This is a genomic window from Devosia sp. Z6_126, assembly GCF_058133495.1.
In genome coordinates this window covers 266,924-288,445 of record NZ_JBYUNO010000004.1, presented here as the reverse complement: position 1 = coordinate 288,445, position 21,522 = coordinate 266,924, and the positions used below count along the sequence as shown (strand labels likewise).

At 63.6% G+C, this 21,522-nt stretch carries 20 protein-coding genes; 11 read left to right on the top strand and 9 right to left on the bottom strand.

Annotation, left to right across the window (positions count from 1 at the left end; all coding sequences use genetic code 11):
- Positions 1–35 precede the first annotated feature (35 nt).
- Positions 36–1,352 carry an extracellular solute-binding protein gene (locus tag AC3YOG_RS18210; protein WP_489936095.1) on the bottom strand — a complete coding sequence of 439 codons (1,317 nt, stop codon included), beginning with the start codon at positions 1,350–1,352 and terminating at the stop codon, positions 36–38.
- 279 nt (positions 1,353–1,631) lie between these two features.
- Between AC3YOG_RS18210 and AC3YOG_RS18205 the strand changes: the two genes are divergently transcribed.
- Entirely contained in the window at positions 1,632–2,708 is a 1,077-nt protein-coding gene (locus AC3YOG_RS18205; protein WP_489936094.1) for a LacI family transcriptional regulator, read from the top strand.
- Here AC3YOG_RS18205 and AC3YOG_RS18200 read toward each other — a convergent pair.
- Complete coding sequence (locus AC3YOG_RS18200) at positions 2,703–3,500, bottom strand: helix-turn-helix domain-containing protein (protein WP_489936093.1); 798 nt, start codon at positions 3,498–3,500, stop codon at positions 2,703–2,705. The two genes, AC3YOG_RS18205 and AC3YOG_RS18200, sit on opposite strands and share 6 nt — an antisense overlap.
- 129 nt (positions 3,501–3,629) lie before the next feature.
- Here AC3YOG_RS18200 and AC3YOG_RS18195 point away from each other — a divergent pair, with 129 nt between their 5' ends.
- Positions 3,630–4,019, top strand: coding sequence for a hypothetical protein (locus AC3YOG_RS18195; RefSeq protein ID WP_489936092.1), 390 nt, complete (start codon positions 3,630–3,632; stop codon positions 4,017–4,019).
- 182 nt (positions 4,020–4,201) lie between these two features.
- The gene (locus AC3YOG_RS18190; RefSeq protein WP_489936091.1) at positions 4,202–4,552 is read left to right on the top strand and encodes a hypothetical protein; all 351 of its coding nucleotides are present in this window, start codon (positions 4,202–4,204) and stop codon (positions 4,550–4,552) included.
- A gap of 12 nt (positions 4,553–4,564) precedes the next feature.
- On the opposite strand, the gene AC3YOG_RS18185 is transcribed toward AC3YOG_RS18190, so the two are convergent.
- Positions 4,565–5,056: a hypothetical protein gene (locus tag AC3YOG_RS18185; protein WP_127753324.1), complete on the bottom strand. Its 492-nt coding sequence runs from the start codon at positions 5,054–5,056 to the stop codon at positions 4,565–4,567.
- A gap of 612 nt (positions 5,057–5,668) precedes the next feature.
- Positions 5,669–6,151, bottom strand: a complete 483-nt coding sequence (greA, locus tag AC3YOG_RS18180) for a transcription elongation factor GreA (RefSeq protein ID WP_489936090.1) — start codon at positions 6,149–6,151, stop codon at positions 5,669–5,671.
- Between the two features lie 270 nt (positions 6,152–6,421).
- On the opposite strand from greA, the gene AC3YOG_RS18175 reads away from it, so the two are divergent.
- Positions 6,422–7,372: a LysR family transcriptional regulator gene (locus AC3YOG_RS18175; RefSeq protein ID WP_489936089.1), complete on the top strand. Its 951-nt coding sequence runs from the start codon at positions 6,422–6,424 to the stop codon at positions 7,370–7,372.
- A 131-nt stretch (positions 7,373–7,503) separates the two neighbouring features.
- Entirely contained in the window at positions 7,504–7,866 is a 363-nt protein-coding gene (locus AC3YOG_RS18170) for a hypothetical protein (protein WP_127753327.1), read from the top strand.
- Between the two features lie 245 nt (positions 7,867–8,111).
- Here AC3YOG_RS18170 and AC3YOG_RS18165 read toward each other — a convergent pair whose 3' ends face one another.
- Positions 8,112–9,230 carry a Gfo/Idh/MocA family protein gene (locus AC3YOG_RS18165; protein ID WP_489936088.1) on the bottom strand — a complete coding sequence of 373 codons (1,119 nt, stop codon included), beginning with the start codon at positions 9,228–9,230 and terminating at the stop codon, positions 8,112–8,114.
- A 116-nt stretch (positions 9,231–9,346) separates the two neighbouring features.
- Here AC3YOG_RS18165 and AC3YOG_RS18160 point away from each other — a divergent pair, with 116 nt between their 5' ends.
- The 6 genes from AC3YOG_RS18160 (at position 9,347) to iolB (ending at position 16,329) form a co-directional block, all read left to right on the top strand.
- Positions 9,347–10,189, top strand: a complete 843-nt coding sequence (locus AC3YOG_RS18160) for a MurR/RpiR family transcriptional regulator (RefSeq protein ID WP_489889170.1) — start codon at positions 9,347–9,349, stop codon at positions 10,187–10,189.
- 150 nt (positions 10,190–10,339) lie between these two features.
- The gene (locus AC3YOG_RS18155; RefSeq protein WP_489936087.1) at positions 10,340–12,289 is read left to right on the top strand and encodes a bifunctional 5-dehydro-2-deoxygluconokinase/5-dehydro-2-deoxyphosphogluconate aldolase; all 1,950 of its coding nucleotides are present in this window, start codon (positions 10,340–10,342) and stop codon (positions 12,287–12,289) included.
- A gap of 68 nt (positions 12,290–12,357) precedes the next feature.
- The gene (gene iolD / locus AC3YOG_RS18150; RefSeq protein ID WP_489936086.1) at positions 12,358–14,205 is read left to right on the top strand and encodes a 3D-(3,5/4)-trihydroxycyclohexane-1,2-dione acylhydrolase (decyclizing); all 1,848 of its coding nucleotides are present in this window, start codon (positions 12,358–12,360) and stop codon (positions 14,203–14,205) included.
- Positions 14,206–14,366: 161 nt separating this feature from the next.
- A complete protein-coding gene (gene iolE / locus AC3YOG_RS18145; RefSeq protein ID WP_489936085.1) occupies positions 14,367–15,296 on the top strand; it encodes a myo-inosose-2 dehydratase in 930 nt (309 codons plus the stop codon).
- A gap of 36 nt (positions 15,297–15,332) precedes the next feature.
- Positions 15,333–15,584, top strand: coding sequence for a hypothetical protein (locus tag AC3YOG_RS18140; RefSeq protein ID WP_489936084.1), 252 nt, complete (start codon positions 15,333–15,335; stop codon positions 15,582–15,584).
- Positions 15,529–16,329 carry a 5-deoxy-glucuronate isomerase gene (gene iolB / locus AC3YOG_RS18135; RefSeq protein WP_489936083.1) on the top strand — a complete coding sequence of 267 codons (801 nt, stop codon included), beginning with the start codon at positions 15,529–15,531 and terminating at the stop codon, positions 16,327–16,329. The genes AC3YOG_RS18140 and iolB overlap by 56 nt, the downstream gene beginning before the upstream one ends.
- Positions 16,330–16,332: 3 nt before the next feature.
- Here iolB and iolG read toward each other — a convergent pair whose 3' ends face one another.
- From iolG to AC3YOG_RS18115, 4 genes are all read right to left on the bottom strand, one after another.
- Positions 16,333–17,343, bottom strand: coding sequence for an inositol 2-dehydrogenase (gene iolG, locus AC3YOG_RS18130; RefSeq protein ID WP_489936082.1), 1,011 nt, complete (start codon positions 17,341–17,343; stop codon positions 16,333–16,335).
- A 162-nt stretch (positions 17,344–17,505) separates the two neighbouring features.
- Positions 17,506–18,522: an ABC transporter permease gene (locus AC3YOG_RS18125; protein ID WP_489936081.1), complete on the bottom strand. Its 1,017-nt coding sequence runs from the start codon at positions 18,520–18,522 to the stop codon at positions 17,506–17,508.
- Positions 18,523–18,560: 38 nt separating this feature from the next.
- Complete coding sequence (locus AC3YOG_RS18120; RefSeq protein ID WP_489936080.1) at positions 18,561–20,099, bottom strand: sugar ABC transporter ATP-binding protein; 1,539 nt, start codon at positions 20,097–20,099, stop codon at positions 18,561–18,563.
- 106 nt (positions 20,100–20,205) lie between these two features.
- Entirely contained in the window at positions 20,206–21,123 is a 918-nt protein-coding gene (locus AC3YOG_RS18115; protein WP_489936122.1) for a sugar ABC transporter substrate-binding protein, read from the bottom strand.
- Positions 21,124–21,522 lie beyond the last annotated feature (399 nt).

The following is a 21,522-nucleotide window of genomic DNA, read 5'->3' as shown; positions in this document are numbered from 1 at the left end:
AAAGATCCTGGGTGCCGCCGCTCAAGGAGGAACGCCTACTCGTAAGTGATGACGTTTTCTTCGCCGAACTCGTCCACCAGCGCGTCGTGATATTCCGCGATCACATCTTCCACCGCAGCACCATCGAGAATATCGGCCGTCGCCTGCTGCACCAAAGCAGAGACGGTCTGGTAGCCCGGCACTGTGTCGCGACCGGTCGTGTCAGCGGCCAGCTGGGTCGCCGCCGCCAGGAACGCATCTTCCTTGTATTCGGGGGAATCCGAAATGTCGGTGCGCACCGCCATGCGGTGGTTGGCCAGCGTCCAGGCCTTGAAATTCTCTTCGTCGAAGATCGCCGTGACCAGCTGGAAGGCCATATCCTTGTCGGCGGCATTGGCGTTGATCCCGAGCGTCCAGCCGCCCGAAATATTAGTGGTCGCCTTCGTGCCGGGCTCGCCCGAGCCGGGCCAGGGCGTCCAGCCGACCTGCGCGTCCCGCTCCTCGCGGCTGGGGGGATTGTTGCAGTCCCAGAGGCACGCATCCTCCCACGAGCCCGACGCGTGAATCCCGAGCTTGTCGTCCGCCAGCGCCTGGCGAACCGCCGCCGAGATATCGGTTGCATAGTTGAGATCGGCCGGGTTCAGCTCGTCCTCGACATAGACCCGGTGGTAAAGATCGAAGGTGCGGCGCAGGCCGGGGCTGTCGCCGATCCACTGATTGGTTTCGCGGTTCAGCAGCCGGTTGCGATCCCCCTCGGGCACATCGGCGCCCAGCAGCGCCATGTAAACGCCCTGCATGGTCGCCGCTTCCGCCTGCTTGGTGCCGGCGGGTAGCTGGAACGGGTATTGCACCCCCGCATCCTTGAGCTTTTGTGCCGCATTAAGCACATCAGCCCAGCTCTTTGGCTGCCACGGCACGGGTATGCCCGCCTTTTCGAAATTGGACTTGTCGTACCAAAGCATGCGCACATCGGTATCGGTGGGCAGCGCATAAAGCTCGCCCTGATAGGACGCGACTTCCAGCAGCCCCGGCAGGTAATACTGGAACTGGTCCCAGCCGGCCGCGAGCGGGCCAAGCGGCGCGAGATAGCCCGCCGAAGCCAACTCGCTGACCATGAAACTGTCGATCAGGTTCACATCGGCTGCGGTGCCGGCGCTCAGATCGAGGGCAATGCGCTGGTCATAGCCCTGCCCCGGCAGCTTGATGGCATTCACCGTTTCCCCGGTTTCCGCCTCGAAATCCTTGATCCCTTCCTCGATCAGGGACGCAAAGGATTCCATATACATGATGGAGATTTCGGCATGCGCCGGGATTGCAGCGCTCGTCATCAGCAACAGCGTAGCAGCCGCGGTCAGAAAACCACGTGTGAGCATCAACTCCTCCTCGATTGCTCCCGCCACCTCTTGCGGGCGGCTCGTGCCAGAACCTCCATTCCGGCACGGTTACCAAGCCATAGTTTTTGCAACGTTGCAAACGGATTTACCGAATCGAGCGGGTCAGCTGCGAACAACTCCTGCAATCCCCCGTAAGCACAATGATTTAGCTTCCGACTGATCTTCCGCCCGCCGGAGCAACAATCCCTGCATCGTTGCAATGTGAAGAATTGGCTTCCCTAGAGCGCTGGTGTAGAACTGCGGCTCGGGAAGAGATCAATGAGCAGCAAAAAGAGCTTGGACAGTGCCCGGAGCACTGGCACCGGCCAACGGGTAACACTCCGCACTATCGCCCAAGCCACCGGGCTGAGCCTGTCGACGGTGTCGCTGTCGCTGCGCGGTGGCACGACGCTCAAGCAGGAAACCCGCGACAAGGTCAACGCGGTGGCTCGCTCGCTCGGCTACATTCCCGATCGTGCCGGCGTGCGCCTGCGTACGGGAAAAACCAATGTGATTGCCCTCGTGCTGGACGGCGCGGAAGACGCCATCGACTTTGCGCGCCAGATGATCCAGGGGATCGGGCAAGCCATTAAGGGCACCCGCTACCATCTGACCGTGATCCCCGAATTTGACCGGCACTCATCCGCCGACACCATCCGCTATGTGCTCGACAACCGCACGGCCGACGGCGTGATCCTGACCCATACCGGCCCGCGCGACCCGCGCGTGCAGATGCTGATGGATGCCGGTTTTCCCTTTGTCAGCCACGGGCGGACCGAGTTCCACACCCCCCACCCTTATCACGACTTCCATTCCGAAGTGTTTGCCGCCATGGCGGTGGAGCGTCTGGCGCAAAAGGGCTGTCGGCGCATCATGCTGGCGGCCGGCGACGATAGTACGATGAACCACCACAACATCGTCACGGCGTTCAACAAGGCCGCTGGCCGAGCTGGGCTCGAAACCAGCCTGCTGGAAAACACGCAAGGGTTGCCGCCATCCGCGTTGCGGCGCTTGGCGCTGGATCTGGCACAAGGCCCGGAGCGCCCCCATGGCATCATCTGCGACAGCGAGTTGCGCACGATTTCTCTGGTGGCCGGCTTGCAGGATGGTGGCCTTCTTCCTGGCCGGGACATCCACCTGGTTTACAAGCAAACCTCGGGGATCCTGCCCACCCTGTTCCCCGCCATCGACAGCATCCGCGAGGACGTGTTTTCGGCCGGCGAGGAGCTTACCCGACTGCTGCTGCAGCGTATTGCGGGCGCCGAGATCAACACCCTGCAAACGCTGGCCGAACCCGTCCCGTGTTGGCGCAGCCAAGAACCTTCGCCGGCGCTTATTGCACCTCAGGACCTATAGATCGGCGAGCCGCATCATCACCTCCGCCGTATGCGGGTCAGCCGGGAAAAAGGTCTCGATCGTCAGTTCTGACAGGGTGATATCGAGCGCCGACCCGAAGATCGTGGTGGTCGAAAGGAACGACAACACGCCCTGTGGGCTGGTAAGCCGAAGCGGAACCGCTATGGGGTGACCACCTGCGAGCTTCCCCGAATGGGGCTCCGCCTTGGCGGGCACCGGAAAGGATCGGATCTCGTCCAGCAATGCCACCAGCTCTTGGTCGCCGGTGAGTTCGATCTGCTGGATCAACCGTTGGACGATATGGGCTTTCCAATGCCGATAATTGATGATCCGCGGTGCTAGACCCAGCGGATGCAGGCTCAGCCGCAACACATTGACCGGCGCTTGCGCCAGACTAGCGTCGGCGCCGTCCATGAGCCGCAACGCCGGCTCGTTTGCGATCAGCAGGTTCCAGTGCCGGTCAAGGGCGAGCGCCGGGTGCGGGCGGTGACCATCGAGGATGGATTGCACCGCCTGGCGGGCCGCCGCCATCTCGATGTGGTCGATGCTTTGCTCCCGATAGCTCGGCGCATGGCCTGCCGCCACGAGGAGGGCATTGCGCTCGCGCATAGGCACGCTCATCTGCTCGGAAAGCCGCAGCACCATGTCGCGGCTCGGGCGGGAACGACCCGATTCGAGAAAGCTGAGATGCCGTTGTGAGATCCCCGCTTCCAGGGCCAGTTCAAGCTGGCTCATCCTGCGGCGGCGGCGCCAGCCCGCAATAAGTTCACCAATGCTGAGGGTATCGGTCATACTCATGCGCCCTGAGTAGCGGTGCGGTCATCTTGTGCCGATTACCTGGCAGGTAATCGACCTCAGCACACATCAATAGCAGGTTCTCCTCACCGGCCGTGCTGGCCGGCTCAACCGAGGACCAATCCGATGCCAAATCTATCGCTTCGTCGTCTGCTGTTCATTGATGCGGCAACTTGCACCGCAATGGCTTTGCTGTTGCTCGCTGGCCCAGGGCCGTTATCAAGGCTGACCGCCATCCCGTCCGGGCTCCTGTTCTATGCCGGCATGCTGCTGCTTCCCATCGCCATCTTTATGGCCATCACCGCCTGCCGCCAGCACCCGGCGAACTGGGCAACCAACTTCATCATCTTGGGCAACATTGCCTGGGTAGTCGCCAGTATCGCCCTGCCCTTCGCTGGTCGCTTCACCCCCAGCGCATTGGGCTGGACCTTTCTCCTCGCCCAGGCCGCGATCGTTCTTGTGCTGGCGCTGCTGGAACGTCGCGCCACAGCGGAAATCCCCGTTTTTGCCGCGTGACGGGGGAATGGACGATCGACCAAGGAGAGTGCCGGCCGCCCGGACCAACCTGAAACCACCGTCCGGGTGGCCACTGCTCCGGGGGCCAGGAAGGCCGGACCCAAGCCCCGCATGCCGCTAGCGACACGCGCGCTCCGAACGGCTAAGCTAACCCGTGTAACGCCAGAACCAGGAGCCTCCCGATGCCCCGCTTTCTCGCCCTTTACACCATGCAGCCCGAGAACGTCGTCCGCTTCCGCGCCCTCCCGAAGGCCGAACAGGACGCCATTGATGCCAAAGGCGTCGCGCAATGGACGGAATGGGAGAGCCGCAACGCCGCTCATATCCCCGACCGCGGCGGCATGGTCGGCAAGACCCTGCGCGTTTCCAGCTCAGGAACCGCGCCCGCCACCAACGCGGTCTGCGGCTATCTCACGGTGGAAGCACCAACCATCGAGGACGCTGCGCGCCTCTTTGAAAACCATCCCCATTTCAGCGTGTTTCCCGGGGATAGCGTCGATATCATGCCCTTCGTGACTGAGCCGCCTGCATAGGATCGCCCGGCCCTAGCTACATTTAGCCAGCACCTTGGCGATGGCGCCCGAGGAACCCTTGGCGCCAAAGACATTGGTGTCGAATACGTCGAGCCCACTGCCGGCCGGCCGCACATAGGCGACCCGGATACGATCGCGCGCGCCTTGCGCGATCTTGGCCCACTGGCGCGCTACGGGGCCGCGGACGATCACTGAGGAGCCATCGGAATGCACCAGCGGCATGTCCTGGGCAAAGCTGGTGCCGGCCCCACCAGTAACTTTGCTGCCCTCGGCCGGGTCCGGAGTAATGGCGAGGCTTAGGGCCGTACTGCCGGCAACCGCCGCGTCGGGCTTGCGCACCCAAAAGCCCATGGCTAGCTGGCCGCCACGGCAGGCGAACTGGAACTGGGCATCGCCATTATCGAACCAGGCAATGGGAACATTGCCCCCTTCATATTTCCATTCGGCAGCACCAGCGGAGGTCACCAGCAACAGGCCGAGGACGGCGAAAAGGGCTTTGCGCATGCGTGATTCCTGGTCAGGCAATTGCCACCACTCCTCCCCGAAATTGGCTAATTTTCCCTTTCACCCGCGCCTTGCAGCGCTCGGACACGCTCACAAGCCTGAAACGGGATGACAAACCGAGCGCGCGCAAGCGGCCGAGTAAACACGGAGCCGGAGCCCTCATGGTGAGGTGCGTAGCGAAGCGCAGCCTCGAACCACGAGGGCGGCCATCACCGCCCCCAATAAACTTATCCCCGCCCCCGAAAACCTCAGGCACAATCCCCTTGTTCCCGGGCAAGCTGCGCGGTCGCGACGAACGGTCGGTGCGGGAATATCGGATGGGTTTGGGGTCGCCCAAGCTCCTTCGGGACGAGGATGATCCGGGACCGATTTCATCCCCCGGTCCATGAAGCTTCAGGGCTTCTGGCGTTTGGCACGGGTCTAGCCACGGACGGTCCTCACCGAAGAGTCTCCGATAGAGCATGGGGCGAAGCTTGCTTCACCTTCTATTTCCCGCCGGACGACCGGCACCGAGGCGAACTTCGCCCCATGTCGCAGCCCTCGCTGCGACGCCCGCCTGCCCCATACCCGCACGGCCCAAGGCCGGTGCGGCTTCAGCTGCAGCTTGCCGGCTTATGCGATGTCCACGATCTCGAGTTCTTGCGCGCCCAGGTTAGCCGCATCGCCTACGGCCTTGCCCATCAGCGCCGCGGCGATGGGCGAAGCGTAGGAGATGGAGCCGGCCTTCGGGTCGGCCTCGTCTTCCCCCACGATACGATAAGTCTGCACCCGCCCGTCATCGCGCCGAAAGGTCACTGTGCTGCCAAACAGCACCCTATCGGTGCCCGCCGGCTCGGGCATAACCTGCGCAGTGCGCACCCGTTCGGTGAAATAGCGCAGGTCGCGCAAGGGGCCCGCCCCTTCGCGCCGCTTTTCATCGGTGTCCTCGATCGCCATGGCAGCTTCATAGGCGGCGCGCGCCGCCTCCAACTGCGCCTGCAGCGCCGTCAATCCCGCTTCGGTCACCAGATTGGGTGCCGCCGGGATCGGGCGATCCGGCAGCATGGTTTCCGCCGCGGTTTGCGCACTGTCTTCCTTGGTAAAGGCTACGCTCACTCGCATTCCTCCCTGCGGCGGTGGCTCGCTGCATCCCTAAGGCCATAACGCCAATCGCCAGCGCTTGGCAATCAACCCGCCGGGGTCCAGCCGCTGTCACCGCGGCTAACAGCATATTGGCAACAATTGTTGCGCAGAAGAAATCCACGTGGCACCCAAACCGTGACAGACTGCGCCCTCGCGGCCAAACCTGCCTCCACCTGGCTGCGCGAGCTGCCCGGTCGCCGGGCCCCGGGAAGGCGGCTCGGAGCGTCTCGGCGAGATGGACACATGCATACGATGCTCGATCTGAACGATCTCTACTTCTTCCACTCCGTTGCCACCCATGGCGGCTTCACCGCTGCCGGCCGAGCTACGGGCACGCCCAAGGCAACGTTGAGCAAGCGCGTAGCCCAGCTCGAAGCCCAGCTCGGCGTACGCCTGCTGGAGCGCACCACGCGCCACTTACGGCTCACCGAAGTCGGCCGCGCCGTCTTTGAGCAGGCGGAAACCATGTTGGCCGGTGCCGAAGGCGCCCAGGCCGTCGCCGCGCAAGCTCAGACCGAGCCCAACGGCATCGTCCGTCTCAGCTGTCCCCAGGCCCTGCTCGATGAATTGATCAACGAGCTCCTCCCCGAATTCCTCGCCCGCTATTCGCGGGTTCGCGTGCAGGTCAAGGTCATCGACCGGGCTGCCGATCTGGTCGAGGACGGCGTCGATGTCGCCATTCGGGCCCGTTCGAGCCTGGATTCCGACCCGAACTTGATCGTGCGCCGTCTTGGGCAGGCCCGGGGCGTCCTTGTCGCCAGCCCTGCCTTGGTAGAAGCGGTGCGTCACCCCATCACTATCGATACCCTGTCGCAACTGCCCACCTTATCCTCTCTCAACGTCCACGAGGAGGTAGACTGGCTTTTAACCGGGCCCGATGGCGAAACCCGCCAGATCCGCAGTCGGCCGCGCTTGATGTGCAGCAGCTTTGTTGTTCTGCGCACCAGCGCCATTGCCGGCCTGGGCGTGACTGTCTTGCCTGAATATGCCGCGGCCCCCGCCTTTGCCCGCGGCGAATTGGTGCATTTGCTTCCCGGCTGGTACACGCCGGATGGCATCGTTCATGCCGTTTTTTCGTCACGCAAAGGTCTTGTTCCGGCTGTAAGGGTCTTGCTGGATTACCTCGCCGGCGCAGTACCCGAGCGGCTCGCCACCTGCGAGCGATTGGCCGATCAGGCCAACGCGGCAGCCTGACAGGAGCCCCCGGCTCCCACCAGCTGATTGTCTCTGTAGAGAAACAAAGCTTCTACATTCCACGTCTTATTCGGGGACCATGGTCGACCTAGCTATCAGTCACACGGAAATTCAAACGAAAGGATTCTTCCATGTCACTGAAAATCAGCCTCGTCGCCCTCGCTCTCCTCGCTACAGCACCCGTCACAATGGCCGCTGAAAGCCTGGTTGAGACCCGCGAAATCAACGGCCGCACCATCAACGAGATCACCTCGGTTCTGGCGCACCGCGACATCGACGCCACCAGCGTCGAGCAGTGGGGCGACGCCATCCGCGTGCAGGCAGTCAACCCTGATGGCAGCCACTATGTCGTGCTCGTTGATCGCTATACGCTTAGCCCACTCGGCAGCACCAACGCTGTTGGCACCAATCTCGATGTAGGCGCCAGCGCACCAGCGGCCCGCACCTCTTCGACTTTCGCTCCCGCATCGCTGTCGCTCAACACCGACGACTAAGTGGCGACTGACTAACGCTTCGACCCGGGGCGACCAAGCCCTGGGCCCTAACTGCGTTCAACTATCCCGACCTTGCGCTCCGACCGATTTTCGGCCAGAGCGCTGACCCTCTTCCCCCACAGCCCATCGTCGGCCGCTGGAATCCAGCGCCATCCTTGCGGCTCCTCCGCCGCGTTGGCGGCGACCGCAGCGTCCTTGCCGAAATCGTGGAACGCGAACGCGCCGCCTTCTGTCCGGCCCCGTCTCTAATCGACCTCCACCCAGCGCTGCTCGCGATGCGACTGACCCATCGCATGCACCGCCCGTTCGATTTGCAGCCCAGCCTCAAAATCGATCACCCGCGCCGGCTCGCCGGCAATCGCCCGCAGCAATTCGTGGCATTCGATGATCTTGAGATCATTGAACCCCAATGTATGCCCCGCCGCCGGCACGAAGCGGTCATAAGGCGGATGCTGCGGACCTGACAGGATGGTGCGGAACCCCTGCTCGCTTGGCTTGTCGCTCGTCACATAAAGCTGCAGCTCGTTGAGCCGCTCCTGGTCATAGGCGATGCTGCCCTTGCTGCCAAAGATCTGCAGCGCGATCCGCCCCTTGCGCCCCCACGCCGTGCGGCTCAGCGCCATGAGGCCACTAATCTCGGGCCCGAGTTCAAACAGGATACTGCTGACATCCCAGTTCTCGACACTGCGCCGCCCGCCCTCGCGGCTGGGCCGGTCAGGATAGGGCTTGCTGAGATTGGCAAACACCCGGCTGGGCAGGCCGAACAGCACCTGCAGGAGGCTGAGCGGATGCACCCCGAAATCGTCGATCGCGCCATAGCCCGCCGCCAGCTCGTTCTTCCAGAAGAACGGCGCCTCGGGATCGGCCATGAAATCCTCGTCCATCTCCAGCCGGACATGATTGACCTTGCCAATCGTGCCCTCGGCGAGGATGGCGCCGATCTGCCGGATCATCGGGTTCTGGATATAGTTGTAGCCCAGCACCGCGGTCTTGCCCGAAGCCCGTGCCGCCGCCGTCATCCGCTCGGCATCGGCCAGCGTCACCGCCATCGGCTTTTCGCACCACACATGCTTGCCCGCTTCGAGCGCCGCCACCGCCATTTCCGCGTGAAACGCATTGGGCGTGGTGATCGACACCACCTCGACATCGGGGTCGGCCACGAGTACGCGCCAATCCCCGGTTGAGCGCTCGAACCCGAACTCCTCGGCCCGGCGCGCCGCCAATCCCGCATCCACCTCCGCCAGATGCACCAGCCGGGGCCGCGGCCCGTCCCCGAACACGGCCTTGACGCCGGTCCAGGCCAGGGCATGGCATTTGCCCATATAGCCGGTGCCGATCAGGCCCACACCAATCGAATTATCCATCACGTCCTCCCTCGTGCTAAAATGGATAATCGAGCTTGGGGTGATCGGGAATAGGGCTCGCGCCTTGCGCCATCCGGGGGCTTGAGGATTATGAGAGGGGAACCGGGATATCGCCGATGACTGACGCCGCCGCCAAGCCCCTCACCCCTGCCGACTACGATGCCCTGCGCGCCACCATTCTCGAGCGCAAGAACGAGCTGCCCAAGCGGCTGACCCAGGTGGCCGCCTATGCCCTCGACAATCCCGACGAGATCGCCTTCGGTACCGCCGCCAGCATCGCCCTCTCGGCCGATGTCCAACCCTCGACCCTGGTGCGCTTCGCCCAGCATTTCGGCTTTGACGGCTTTTCCGGCCTGCAACAGCTCTTTCGCGCCCGCCTGCGCGAACGCACCTCATCCTATGAGGAGCGCCTGCGCACCCTCGAGCAGGACGGGACGGCGCGGGCGGAGAGCACCAATATCTTCAACGGCTTTTTGGCGGCGGCACACCGCTCCATTGATGCCATCGGCGCCGCTGTCGATCCGGACAGCTTTGAGCGCGCGGTAACGCTGCTGGCCAGGGCCGACACCATCTATCTCATCGCCAAGCGCCGCTCCTACCCCATCAGCAGCTACATGGCCTATGCCTTCGGCAAGCTGCGCGTGCGCTGCCAGCTGGTGGGCACCGCCAATGGCATGGATGACGACCTTCTCGCCATGGCCACCCCCCGCGACGCCGCTTTTGCGGTGAGTTTTTCGCCCTACGCGCCCGAAAGCGCCGCCCAAGCCCGCACCCTCGCGGCGCGAGATATACCCGTTGTTTCCCTCACCGACTCCGCCTTTTCGCCCCTCGCGGAATGCTCGCGCGAATGGTTTGAGGTGGTGGAAGCCGACCATGCGGGGTTCCGCTCCCTTTCCGCGAGCATGGCCTTCGCCATGGCCCTGACCGTCAGCATCGCCGAACAGCGCCGCCGCGCCTGACGACCGCGATCTTGGGCATCCGCATGGAGGCTCCAGCCCTCTCGATTGGAACGGCAGTTCCATGTTGACGCAGCGCAGAACCCATGTTTCAAAAGGTCAAGCAGCACGCTGCATGACTGCAAATCGGCCAAGCCGAATGGGAGGATCGCTGTGAGGAGTTCGAACCCCAGCACCGGGGATAAACCCCTCGACGTCATCACCATCGGACGCGCCTCCGTTGACCTCTACGGCCAGCAGATCGGCACCCGCCTCGAAGACATTGGCAGCTTCGCTAAATCCGTCGGCGGCTGCCCCGCCAATATCGCCGTCGGCACCGCGCGGCTGGGACTCAAATCGGCGCTGATCACTCGGGTCGGCAACGAACAGATGGGCCGCTTCATCCGCGAACAGCTCGAACGCGAAGGCGTGCAGACTACCGGCGTTCATACCGATCCCGAGCGCCTCACCGCCCTGGTCCTGCTGTCGGTAGAAGCCGAGGGCGTCTCGCCCATGATCTTTTACCGTACCGATTGCGCCGACATGGCGCTGTCCGAGGACGATATTGACGAAAGCTTCATCGCTTCGGCTGGCGCCGTGATCGTCACGGGCACCCATTTCTCCCGTCCTGACAGCGAGGCGGCGCAGAAAAAGGCCATCCGCCTGGCCAAAGCCCATGGCGCCCGCGTCGGCTTCGACATCGACTATCGCCCCAATCTCTGGGGCCTGGCCGGGCATGAAGCGGGCTTCTCGCGCTATGTTGCCTCGGATGTCGTTAGCGAAAAATACAAGAGCGTCTTGCCCGATTGCGACCTGATCGTGGGCACCGAGGAAGAAGTGCTGATCGCCTCGGGGGAGGCCGACTTGTCCGCGGCTCTACGCACCATCCGCGCTCTCTCCTCCGCCACCATCGTGCTCAAGCGCGGGCCTATGGGCTGCATCGTTTATGACGGCCCCATTCCCGACAACCTCGAAGACGGCATTGTCGGGAAGGGCTTTCCCATCGAAGTCTACAATGTCCTGGGGGCCGGCGATGCCTTCATGAGCGGCTGGCTTCGCGGTTGGCTGCGCGGCGAGGATCATGCCACCAGCGCCACCTGGGCCAATGCCTGCGGCGCCTTCGCCGTGTCGCGCCTCCTCTGCTCGCCCGAATATCCCAGCTGGACCGAGCTCAACCACTTCCTCGCCAAGGGCAGCTCCGACCGCGCCCTCCGCAAGGATGCCGAGCTCAACCACATCCACTGGGCCACGACACGTCGCCGCCAGATCCCCAGCCTCATGGCCCTGGCCATTGATCACCGCAGCCAGCTCGAGGATCTTGCCGGCGGCGACCCGCAACAGCTGGCCCGCATCCCCGCCTTCAAGGCCCTGGCCGTCAAGGCCGCTGCCGCCATCGCCAACGGCCGTCCCGGCTTTGGCATGCTGCTCGACGACAAATATGGCCGCGATGCCCTGTTCGCCGCGGCCGCCCTGCCCGACTTCTGGATTGGCCGCCCCGTCGAGTTGCCCGGCTCCCGGCCCCTGCGCTTCGAGTTCAGCCAGGACCTTGGCTCCCGCCTCGTGGATTGGCCAGTCGACCACTGCCTCAAAGTGCTCTGCTTTTTCCACCCCGACGACCCCGCCGATCTGAAGCGTGACCAGATCGACAAGCTGCGCACCGCCTACGAGGCCGCCCGCAAGGTCGGACGCGACATTCTGGTTGAGATCATTGCCGGCAAGCACGGCCCCGTCGCCGACGATACGATCAGCCGCGCCATGAGCGAGATCTATGCCGCTGGCATCAAGCCCGACTGGTGGAAGCTCGAAAGCCAGAAGACCCCCGCGGCCTGGTCTGCCATTGACGCCGTGATCGAAGGCAACGACCCTTATTGCCGGGGCGTGGTGCTGCTGGGCCTTGAAGCGCCGCACGATGTGCTGGAAGCTGGCTTCTCGACCGCTCGCAATTCGCGGTGGGTCAAAGGCTTTGCAGTGGGCCGCACCATCTTCGCGGACGCGGCCAGACAATGGCTCGCCGGCACCATGAGCGACGAGGAGGCAGTCGCCGACATGGCCCAGCGCTTCGGCGCGCTGGTGGAAGTATGGGAGCGGCTGGGCGAAAGCCGGCGGCTTGAGGTGGCCGGCTGAAAGCATCAGGCTGCCGAGTTGATCCCAAGGGGCACCACATTGCAGACGCAGGAACCGAGACAAAGATCATGAGCCAGCAAACTGTTCGACTAACCATGGCCCAGGCCGTGGCCCGGTTCCTGACCAAGCAGATGACGGTGGTCGACGGCGAAACTGTGCCCATCTTCGGCGGTGTGTTCGCCATTTTCGGACACGGCAATGTCGCGGGGATCGGCGAGGCGCTCTATGGCGTCCGCGACACCCTGCCCACCTATCGCGGCCAGAACGAGCAGGGCATGGCCCATGCCGCCATCGGCTTTGCCAAGGCGAGCTTTCGCCGCCGCTTCATGGCTGTCACGAGCTCCATCGGCCCGGGCGCGCTCAACATGGTCACGGCTGCCGCCCTTGCCCATGTCAATCGCCTGCCGCTGCTGCTCCTGCCGGGCGACGTCTTTGCCAATCGCCTCCCCGATCCCGTGCTGCAGCAGGTCGAAAACTGGGGCGACGGCACGACTTCGGCCAATGATTGCTTCCGCCCGGTGAGCCGGTATTTCGACCGCATCACCCGGCCCGAGCAGATCATTCCCGCCCTGCGCCGCGCCATGCAGGTGCTGACCGATCCGGCCGAATGCGGCCCGGTGACTCTCAGCCTCTGCCAGGATGTGCAGGCCGAAGCCTATGACTATCCCGAGAGCTTTTTTGCCGAAAAGATCTGGACGGTCCGCCGCATCATGCCCGATGGCGACGAGTTCGCCCAAGCCGCCACGGCGCTGCTCCACGCAAAAAAGCCGGTGATCATCTCGGGCGGCGGCACGCTTTATTCCTTGGCCACCGACACTCTGCGCAACTTTGCCGAACGCTATGGCGTGCCGGTAATGGAAACCCAGTCCGGCAAATCGAGCCTCCCCCACGATCACCCCCTCAACATGGGCTCGGTCGGCGTCACGGGCAGTTCCGCTTCCAACAAGCTCGCCGAGGAGGCCGATGTGGTGCTGGCCGTCGGCACGCGGCTGCAGGATTTCACCACCGGCTCCTGGGCCCTGTTCAAGAACCCCGACCTCAAGATCATCGGGCTCAATGTGCAGCCCTTTGATGCGCAAAAGCACGCCGCCCTACCCCTCGTCGCCGATGCCCGCGCGGGCCTCGAAGCGCTCAACGCCGCCCTGACCGGCTGGCAGGCTGACCCCGAATGGACCGACAAGGCCCATGCCGAAAAAGACGAATGGCTCATCGCAGCCGACGCCGTCACCGCAGCCACCAATGCCGAGCTGCCCTCCGACGCCCAGGTGATCGGAGCCGTGCAGCGGGCCCGCCCCGGCGCCACCCTGGTCTGTGCCTCGGGCGGTCTGCCCGGCGAATTGCACAAGCTCTGGAAAGCCGAAGGCCCCGGCAGCTACCACATGGAATACGGCTTTTCGACCATGGGCTACGAAATCGCCGGCGGCCTCGGCGTCAAGCTCGCCCGCCCGGAGGATGACGTCGTCGTTATGCTGGGCGATGGCAGCTATATGATGCTCAATTCCGAAATCGTCAGCGCCATCATGCTGGGCGCCAAGCTTACGATCGTGCTGCTCGACAATGCCGGCTTTGGCTGCATCAACCGGCTGCAGATGGCCACCGGCGGAGCCAACTTCAACAACCTTCTCAAGGACACCCAGCACACCACCCTGCCCAATATCGACTTTGCCGCCCATGCCGCCGCCATGGGTGCCGTCTCGCGCAAGGTGGCTTCCATCAGCGAGTTGGAAGCGGCGCTGCAGGAAACCGAAACCTCCACCCAGACCACGGTGATCGTCATCGACACCGATCCGTTGATCGCCACAGAAGCGGGCGGGCACTGGTGGGACGTCGCCGTGCCCGAGGTCAGCGACCGCCCCCAGGTCAACGCCGCTCGCGAAGCCTATGTGGCAACGCTCAAGGCCCAGCAGGTCGGCTAGGTGCCACGTCCTCGTGGTTCGAGGCTCGCGAAGAGTTCGCCCCCCACAACGAGGACCATCGGAAGCTCGTACCAACTCAGCGCCCCAGTAGCCCTCATGGTGAGGCGGGAGCGCAGCGACCCTCGAACCACGAGGGCGTGGCAGCAAAGAAGGCAAAAAACATGAAAGCCAAGCTTGGCATGTCCCCCATCGCCTGGTGGAACGACGACCTCGCCGAACTGAGCGATGATGTGTCGCTCGAGGAATGCCTGCGCCAGTCGCGCTCGACGGGGTTCACCGGCATGGAGAAAGGCCGCCGCTTCCCCGAGGATCCCGCCACCATGCTGCCGATCCTGCGGGCCGCCGATGTCACGCTCTGCGGCGGCTGGTTTTCCGGCACCCTCGTGGATGAGGAACTGGCCGCCAATCAGGACCGCATCGCCCCCATGATCGAGCTCTTCAAGGCCGTGGGCGCGCCCTGCATCGTTTATGGCGAAGTCGGACGCTCCATCCAGGGCGACCGCTCCAAGCCGCTCGCCACCAAGCCGCGCCTTTCCGACGATGAAATGAAGGCCTATGCCGCCCGGGTCACCCGCTTTGGCGAGTGGTGCGCCGACCAGGGCATGCCCTTGAGCTACCACCACCACATGGCCGCGGTGGTTGAAACCGAGGCCGAACTCGACGCCTTCATGCGCCATTCCGGCCCCGGCATTCCGCTGCTGCTCGACGCCGGCCATCTGGCCTTCGCCGGCGGCGATGTGCTGCGCGCCATCGACAACCACCACGCCCGCATCAATCATGTCCACGTCAAGGATGTCCGCCTCGAGGTCATCAAGGCGCTTGATCGCTCGCGCCAGTCCTTCCTCGATGCCGTAGCCCTTGGCGCCTTCACCGTGCCCGGCGATGGCTCGCTCGATTTCGGCGCCATCGTGCAGCGCTTGGCCGATTACGGTTATGAAGGTTGGTTTGTGGTGGAAGCCGAGCAGGACCCGCGCCAGAACCCGCCACTGCGGATGGCGCAAATTGGTCATGCCGAACTTATGCGCGTCATGACCGCCGCGGGTTACACTGTGGAAACACAAGGCTTTCCCAACGGGCAGGCTTTCCCGTAAGAAAAAGGGGGGAGTTCCCCCGCAGGAGGCTCGCGCGTGGCGCTTAAATCCAACGACATTTCCTGGTTCCAGCCCCTCTGGCGCCGCGTGGCCGTCGCCATCTTTCTGGTGATCTGGTGCGCCTGGGAATGGGTCTGGAACCAGGAGCCGTTCTGGGGTGTGCTGGTCGGTGCCGCCTTGGCCTACTTCCTCTACAATTACTTCTACGCCTTCCCCAAGCAGGAGCCCGGCAATGAGCCAGAGCAGTCTACGCGTCCGCCCGATGGCCAAGACGGGCCTGGTACATGATGTAACCCCCGCTTCGGCGGGCTGGAGCCATGTCGGTTTCGCCCTCCACAAGCTTGAGGCCGGCCAGGTGGCGGGCGGCGAGGCGGGCATCAACGAACTCTGCCTCGTCTTCGTCAGCGGGAAGGCCCGCGTTTCGGTGGATGGGGTCGATCTGGGGGAACTCGGCGAGCGCATGTCGCCCTTCGAGGGCGCACCCTGGGCCGTATATGTGCCGATGGGCAGCGAATGGGTCGTGGACGCCACCACCCCGCTGGAACTGGCGGTCTGCTCGGCCCCCGGCGGCGGCGCCTACACCGCCCAGGTAATCGAGCCGGGCCGGCATCCCCGCATTACCCGCGGCAAGGGCGCCAATGTCCGGCATGTCTACAACATCATGCCCGAGGAGGACGGCGCGGCTAACGCGCTGCTGGTGGTGGAAGTGATCACCCCCCAGGGTAACACCTCGTCCTACCCGCCCCACAAACATGACACGGACAATCTCCCTCATGAAAGCCAGCTGGAGGAGACCTATTTCCACCGGCTCAACCCGCCCCAGGGCTTTGCCATGCAGCGGGTTTACACCGATGATCGCAGCCTTGATGAAGCGCTGGTGATCGAGGATGGCGACGTCACGCTCGTGCCGCGCGGCTACCATCCTGTGGCGACCACCGCCGGCTACGACCTTTATTATCTCAACGTCATGGCCGGGCCCAAGCGCATCTGGAAATTCCACAATGCGCCTGAGCATGAGTGGCTGCTGAAATAGCGCTTAGCTGTTGGGCAGAATTTCAGTGAGCTTGACCGTGCGGCCCTCCCGCACGGATCGGAGCGCCGCATCGGCCAGCGCCAGCGCTATCAATCCATCAAGCCCGCTCGGCGACGCCGGTGCCTTGGCTTGCACGGCATCGATAAAGGCCTCGATTTCGCGCGCATAGGCTTCGGTATAGCGCGTCATGAAGAAGTCGTGCAGCGGCGGGCGGGTATAGCCCGAGGCATTGGCGACCTCGATTGACACCGGACGCTGGTTCTCAGCGGCGACCGACCCCTTGGAGCCATGCACCTCGATGCGCTGGTCATAGCCATAGGTGGCCCGCCGGGAGTTGGAGATCGTGGCGTGCTTGCCCGTGGCGGTCTGCAGCATCACCGAAACGCTGTCGAAATCACCGGCCTCTCCGATAGCCGGATCGACCAGCACGGAGGCCTGCGCGGTAACGCTCTCGATCTCTTCGCCCAGCAGGAACCGCGCCATGTCGAAATCATGGATCGTCATGTCGCGGAAAATGCCGCCCGAGCGCTTGATGTAATCGACCGGCGGCGCCCCGGGATCGCGCGACACGATAGTGACCATCTCCACCTGCCCGATCTCGTGCCGGTCGATCACCTCCTTGACCGCGGTGAAGTGCGGGTCGAACCTGCGGTTGAAGCCCACCATCAGGGTCGCGCCTTCCGCATCCACCACGGAAAGGCATGCCCGCACCCGAGCCACATCGAGATCGATGGGCTTCTCGCAAAAGATCGCCTTGCCCGCACGCGCAAACTGCTCGATCAGATCGGCATGGGTGTCGGTGGGCGTGCAGATCACCACCGCATCGATATCGGCGGCGTCGCGGATCTGCTCAGTGCTGCGGATCTCGGCGCCATAAATCCCCGCCAGATCGCCGGCAGCCTGCGGGAAGGCGTCGGCCACCGCCACCAGTTTCGCCTGGGAATTGGCAGTGATCGCCTTGGCATGCACCTTGCCAATGCGGCCAGCACCCAGAAGGCCGAAACGAACCGTCATGTGTAGTCTCCGAAATGTGCGCCAGGCTCCTGACGCGGCTGGTTCAACTCTGCTCGGCGCATAACCCGGCCATGCGCCGCGGTCGATGCCGAGATTTCAGGATGCCACCGGATGAAACCAGCGGCATCGTGATGGAAGGGGAGTTGGCGCGCTGCGCCAATCCTAGACTTTCTTGCGCTTGCGCTGGCGATACTGGTCGGCCACCACGGCCGCAACGATGATCATGCCCTTGATGATCTCCTGGTAGTAGGCGTCGATGCGCAAAAAGGTGAATCCAGACGTCATCGTCCCGAGGATAATCGTACCGATCACCGTGCCGGTGATCCGCCCCTGCCCGCCCGCCAGCGACGTGCCGCCGATCACGGCGGCAGCGATGGCATCGAGTTCATACATCACCCCCATGCCCGACTGCGCTGTTTGCGCCCGGGCCGCGGTGACAAGGCCCGCGAGCCCCGCCAGCATGCCGGCAATGGCATAAACCTTGATGAGGTGGCGCTCGATATCGATGCCGGATACGCGCGCCGCCTGCGGGTTGGCGCCGATGGCATAGGTGAACTTGCCGTAGCGCGTATAGCGCAGCGCGATGTGGAAGATCAGCGCCACCCCCAAAAAGATCAGCACCGGCCAGATCCCGAAGCCGATCGAGGTGAACTCTGGCGTAAGCCCCGAAACCGGCTGCCCCTTGGTGTACCATTTGGCGACACCCCGCGCCGAAACCATCATACCAAGCGTGGCAATAAAGGGCGGGATCTTGGTGAAGGCGATCAGCGAGCCATTGATCACCCCGGCCAGCGTGCCGATCGCCAGCCCGATCAGGATCGGCACCACGACGGGAAGGCTGACCAGCCCCGGATAAACTGGCCGCGCCCAATCGGCGCTCTGGGCAAAGCTCGCGGCAATCATCGCTGTCATGCCCACCACCGAGCCAGAGCTCAAATCGATGCCGCCGGTGATGATCACCTGGGTGACGCCCACCGCGATGATCCCCACCACCGAAACCTGCAGGATCATGATGGTGAGGCGCTGCTGATTGAGCAGGAAGGATTGGCCGATAAATATCCAGCCTAAGGCCTCAAAGGTGAGGGCAATGCCAACAAGAACCAACAGGATCGAGAGTTCCGTTGGCAAGCGGCGCCGGCGGACGCGCGGCGGGGCCATGGTATCGGATGTGATGGTCATGGCTCAGGTCCTTCCTGCGGCCGTGTTGCAGTGCTCACTCATCGCGCAGCCAGGTCCATGATCTTGACCTGATCGGCTTCGGCGCGATCGAGGATCCCCGTGACGCGGCCCTGATGCATCACCATGATGCGGTCGCTCATGCCCAGCACCTCCGGGAGTTCGGAGGAAATCATGATCACCGCCACGCCCTGCCGCGCCAGTTGCGTCACGAGCCGATGGATCTCGGCCTTGGCCCCCACATCGATGCCGCGGGTGGGCTCATCGAGGATCAGTATCTTGGGTCCGGTCAGCAGCCAGCGGCCGATCAGCACTTTCTGCTGGTTGCCTCCCGACAGATTCTCCACCCGCTCCTCAAGGCTCGGCGCCTTGATCCGCAACTTGGCACTCATCTCCTCGCAGGCGCGGCTGAGCGGCCCTTGCTGCACAAAGCCTGCGCGGGTGAACCTGTCTTGGATCACCGCCAGCTGCATGTTCTCCTGAATGTCGAGCATTAGCAGGCAGCCCGTCTCCTTGCGATCCTCGGTGATCAGCGCCATGCCATGATGGATCGCGACCGTGGGCGAGGTGACATCCAGTTGCTCTCCCCGCACCTCGATCGTGCCCGCAGTGGCCGGCGTGATGCCAAAGATCGTTTCGGCGACATTGGAGCGCCCCGAACCCACAAGGCCCGCAATGCCCAGGATTTCCCCGGCATGCACGTCGAACGAAATGTCGGCGAACACCCCCTCGAGCGCGAGGTCCTTGACCGAAATCACCACCTCCCCGATCGGCACCTCCTCCTTGGGGAAGAGCTGGGTGATCTCGCGGCCCACCATCATGCGGATGATCTCGTCGCGCGTGACCTCTGCCGCAGGATGGGTGCCGATATAGCGTCCGTCCCGGAACACCGAGACCTCGTCGGCGATCTCGAAAAGCTCGCTCATCTTGTGGGTGATGTAGACAATGCCCTTCCCGTCGCTGCGCAGGTCGCGGATGATCGCAAACAGATGCGCCACTTCCGTTTCGGTCAGGGCCGAAGTGGGCTCGTCCATGATCAGCACATCGCTCTCATAGGAGACTGCCTTGGCGATCTCGACCATCTGGCGGCTGGCCACCGTGAGACTCGAAACCTGCACTTCTGGGTCGATGTCGATATGGAGCCGATCAAACAGCTCCTGCGTCCGCCGGTTGAGTACGCGATGGTCAACCAGCCCGAAGCGGTTGAGCGGCTCGCGCCGAATCCAGATATTTTCCGCCACCGTCATATAGGGCATCAGGTTGAGTTCCTGATGGATCATGGCAATGCCGTTCTCGAGCGCATCGAGCGGGGACTTGAGGCGGATCTCCTGCCCCCGCAGCCGCACCGAGCCACTATCGGGCGTGTAGATCCCGGCAATGATCTTCATCAGCGTTGATTTGCCTGCCCCGTTCTCCCCCATCAGCGCATGCACGGTGCCGCGCCGCAGTTGCAACGACACATCGTCCAGCGCCACCACCCCCGGGAACTCCTTGCGGGCATGGGCAATCTCCAGAAGAAACGGCGAATTGGGCACCGCCCCGCTCTCGCGAACGGCGCGCATCGTCTGTGGACTAACCATCGCCCCGCCTCCCTTCCTTGCGCCAAAGGTCGGGGCCCGTTGAGCCAGCTCATCCGGCAACGGACCCCCTGCTCTCGGCCCGCTCTCTGGGAGCGGGAAACAGTGCCTAGTTCTTGTTCTGGTACTCGGCGAGGTTGTCGGGGGTCACGAGTTCAAAAGGAATCCAGACTTCCCGCTCAACCTCTTCGCCCCGGGCCAAGGCGAGGGCCGCATCGAGCGCCCCCTGGCCCTGTCCGGCGGCGTTTTGGAACACGGTGACATCGAGATCCCCGGCCTCCATGGCGGCCAGACCATCCTGGGTCGCGTCCACCCCGCCCACGATCATGGCGTCCATGTCGGTACCCGCGGCCTTGAGGGCCTGGATCGCACCAATGGCCATCTCGTCATTATTAGCGATGACCGCGTCGAACTGGATGCCGGCCGAAAGCCAGTTGGTCATGAGATCGGCCCCCTGCTGGCGTGACCAGTTGGCAGTCTGCTCTTCCACAACCGTCATGAACGAGCATTCGTCTGTGGCAATCACATCATGCACATCCTGCGTGCGCTGGCGGGCCGCCTGGTTGGACAACTCGCCCATCATCACCACCACATTGGCCTCCGTCTTGCCGGCTTCCTTGAGCAAACGGCAGACTTCCTTGGTCTCGAGGGTCCCGGAATCCACTTCGTTGGAGGCAACGAAAGCCTGGTTCTCGGGCAGCGCATCGAGGTTCACCGGCTGCCGGTTCACATAAACCAGCGGAATGCCGGCATCAGCGGCCAGCTGGGACATGGGAGCCGTCGCATCCGTATCCACTGCATTGACGATGATGGCGTCCACGCCTGAAGCGATGAAATTCTGGATCTGGCTCATCTGCTTGGAAACGTCGCTCTGGGCGTCCTCCACCTGCAGTTCGACCCCCTCCAGCGTCGTTGCATAATCAGCCATGCCATTGCGCAGCACGGTCAGGAAATTGTCGTCAAAGGCCGCCATGCTGACACCCACGGTTTCAGCATGGGCAGCACCGGCAAAGCCGGTCGACAGCATGGTCGTGGCCAGTGCGGCCAGCGCGATCTTGTTCATGTCCTCGTCTCCTCCACAGAGCAGGCGTCCGGTCTCGCCCCTTTGTTCCGGATGTCCCTTGGCGGGAACTGAAATCTCCGACGTTCACGCCCTCGACTGCCCCGCCCCTCCATCATGGGAAACTGCGAAGCGCCTGGGGAACAGCAGGCATCGAGCCGCGCCTCCAGGGCACTGGCCCAAAGGTCTCCAAGCCGCGGCTGCGGCACAAATATGTGGTTGATTGCGAACTGGGACGCCACAACGGAACTCCCCCTCAACCGGGGCTCTTCGTGGCCCATTCATCCGGCTGAGTTGAGGAAATCCCGGTTCTGCTGCTTTGTCAACGCGGAACATACATTCCAAAATACCCAGCGACTCGCGGCT

Bases quoted from the DNA above. Each gene is read 5' to 3' on its own strand.
- AC3YOG_RS18160 (WP_489889170.1), top strand. From the start codon at position 9,347: ATGACTGACGCCGCCGCCAAGCCCCTCACCCCTGCCGACTACGATGCC.
- AC3YOG_RS18205 (WP_489936094.1), top strand. From the start codon at position 1,632: ATGAGCAGCAAAAAGAGCTTGGACAGTGCCCGGAGCACTGGCACCGGC.
- AC3YOG_RS18115 (WP_489936122.1), bottom strand. From the start codon at position 21,123: ATGCTGTCGACCGGCTTTGCCGGTGCTGCCCATGCTGAAACCGTGGGT.
- AC3YOG_RS18200 (WP_489936093.1), bottom strand. From the start codon at position 3,500: ATGACCGATACCCTCAGCATTGGTGAACTTATTGCGGGCTGGCGCCGC.
- AC3YOG_RS18185 (WP_127753324.1), bottom strand. From the start codon at position 5,056: ATGCGCAAAGCCCTTTTCGCCGTCCTCGGCCTGTTGCTGGTGACCTCC.
- iolE (WP_489936085.1), top strand. From the start codon at position 14,367: ATGAAAGCCAAGCTTGGCATGTCCCCCATCGCCTGGTGGAACGACGAC.
- AC3YOG_RS18120 (WP_489936080.1), bottom strand. From the start codon at position 20,099: ATGGTTAGTCCACAGACGATGCGCGCCGTTCGCGAGAGCGGGGCGGTG.
- iolG (WP_489936082.1), bottom strand. From the start codon at position 17,343: ATGACGGTTCGTTTCGGCCTTCTGGGTGCTGGCCGCATTGGCAAGGTG.
- AC3YOG_RS18170 (WP_127753327.1), top strand. From the start codon at position 7,504: ATGTCACTGAAAATCAGCCTCGTCGCCCTCGCTCTCCTCGCTACAGCA.
- iolD (WP_489936086.1), top strand. From the start codon at position 12,358: ATGAGCCAGCAAACTGTTCGACTAACCATGGCCCAGGCCGTGGCCCGG.
- AC3YOG_RS18195 (WP_489936092.1), top strand. From the start codon at position 3,630: ATGCCAAATCTATCGCTTCGTCGTCTGCTGTTCATTGATGCGGCAACT.
- AC3YOG_RS18190 (WP_489936091.1), top strand. From the start codon at position 4,202: ATGCCCCGCTTTCTCGCCCTTTACACCATGCAGCCCGAGAACGTCGTC.
- AC3YOG_RS18175 (WP_489936089.1), top strand. From the start codon at position 6,422: ATGCATACGATGCTCGATCTGAACGATCTCTACTTCTTCCACTCCGTT.
- iolB (WP_489936083.1), top strand. From the start codon at position 15,529: ATGAGCCAGAGCAGTCTACGCGTCCGCCCGATGGCCAAGACGGGCCTG.
- AC3YOG_RS18125 (WP_489936081.1), bottom strand. From the start codon at position 18,522: ATGACCATCACATCCGATACCATGGCCCCGCCGCGCGTCCGCCGGCGC.
- AC3YOG_RS18210 (WP_489936095.1), bottom strand. From the start codon at position 1,352: ATGCTCACACGTGGTTTTCTGACCGCGGCTGCTACGCTGTTGCTGATG.
- AC3YOG_RS18165 (WP_489936088.1), bottom strand. From the start codon at position 9,230: ATGGATAATTCGATTGGTGTGGGCCTGATCGGCACCGGCTATATGGGC.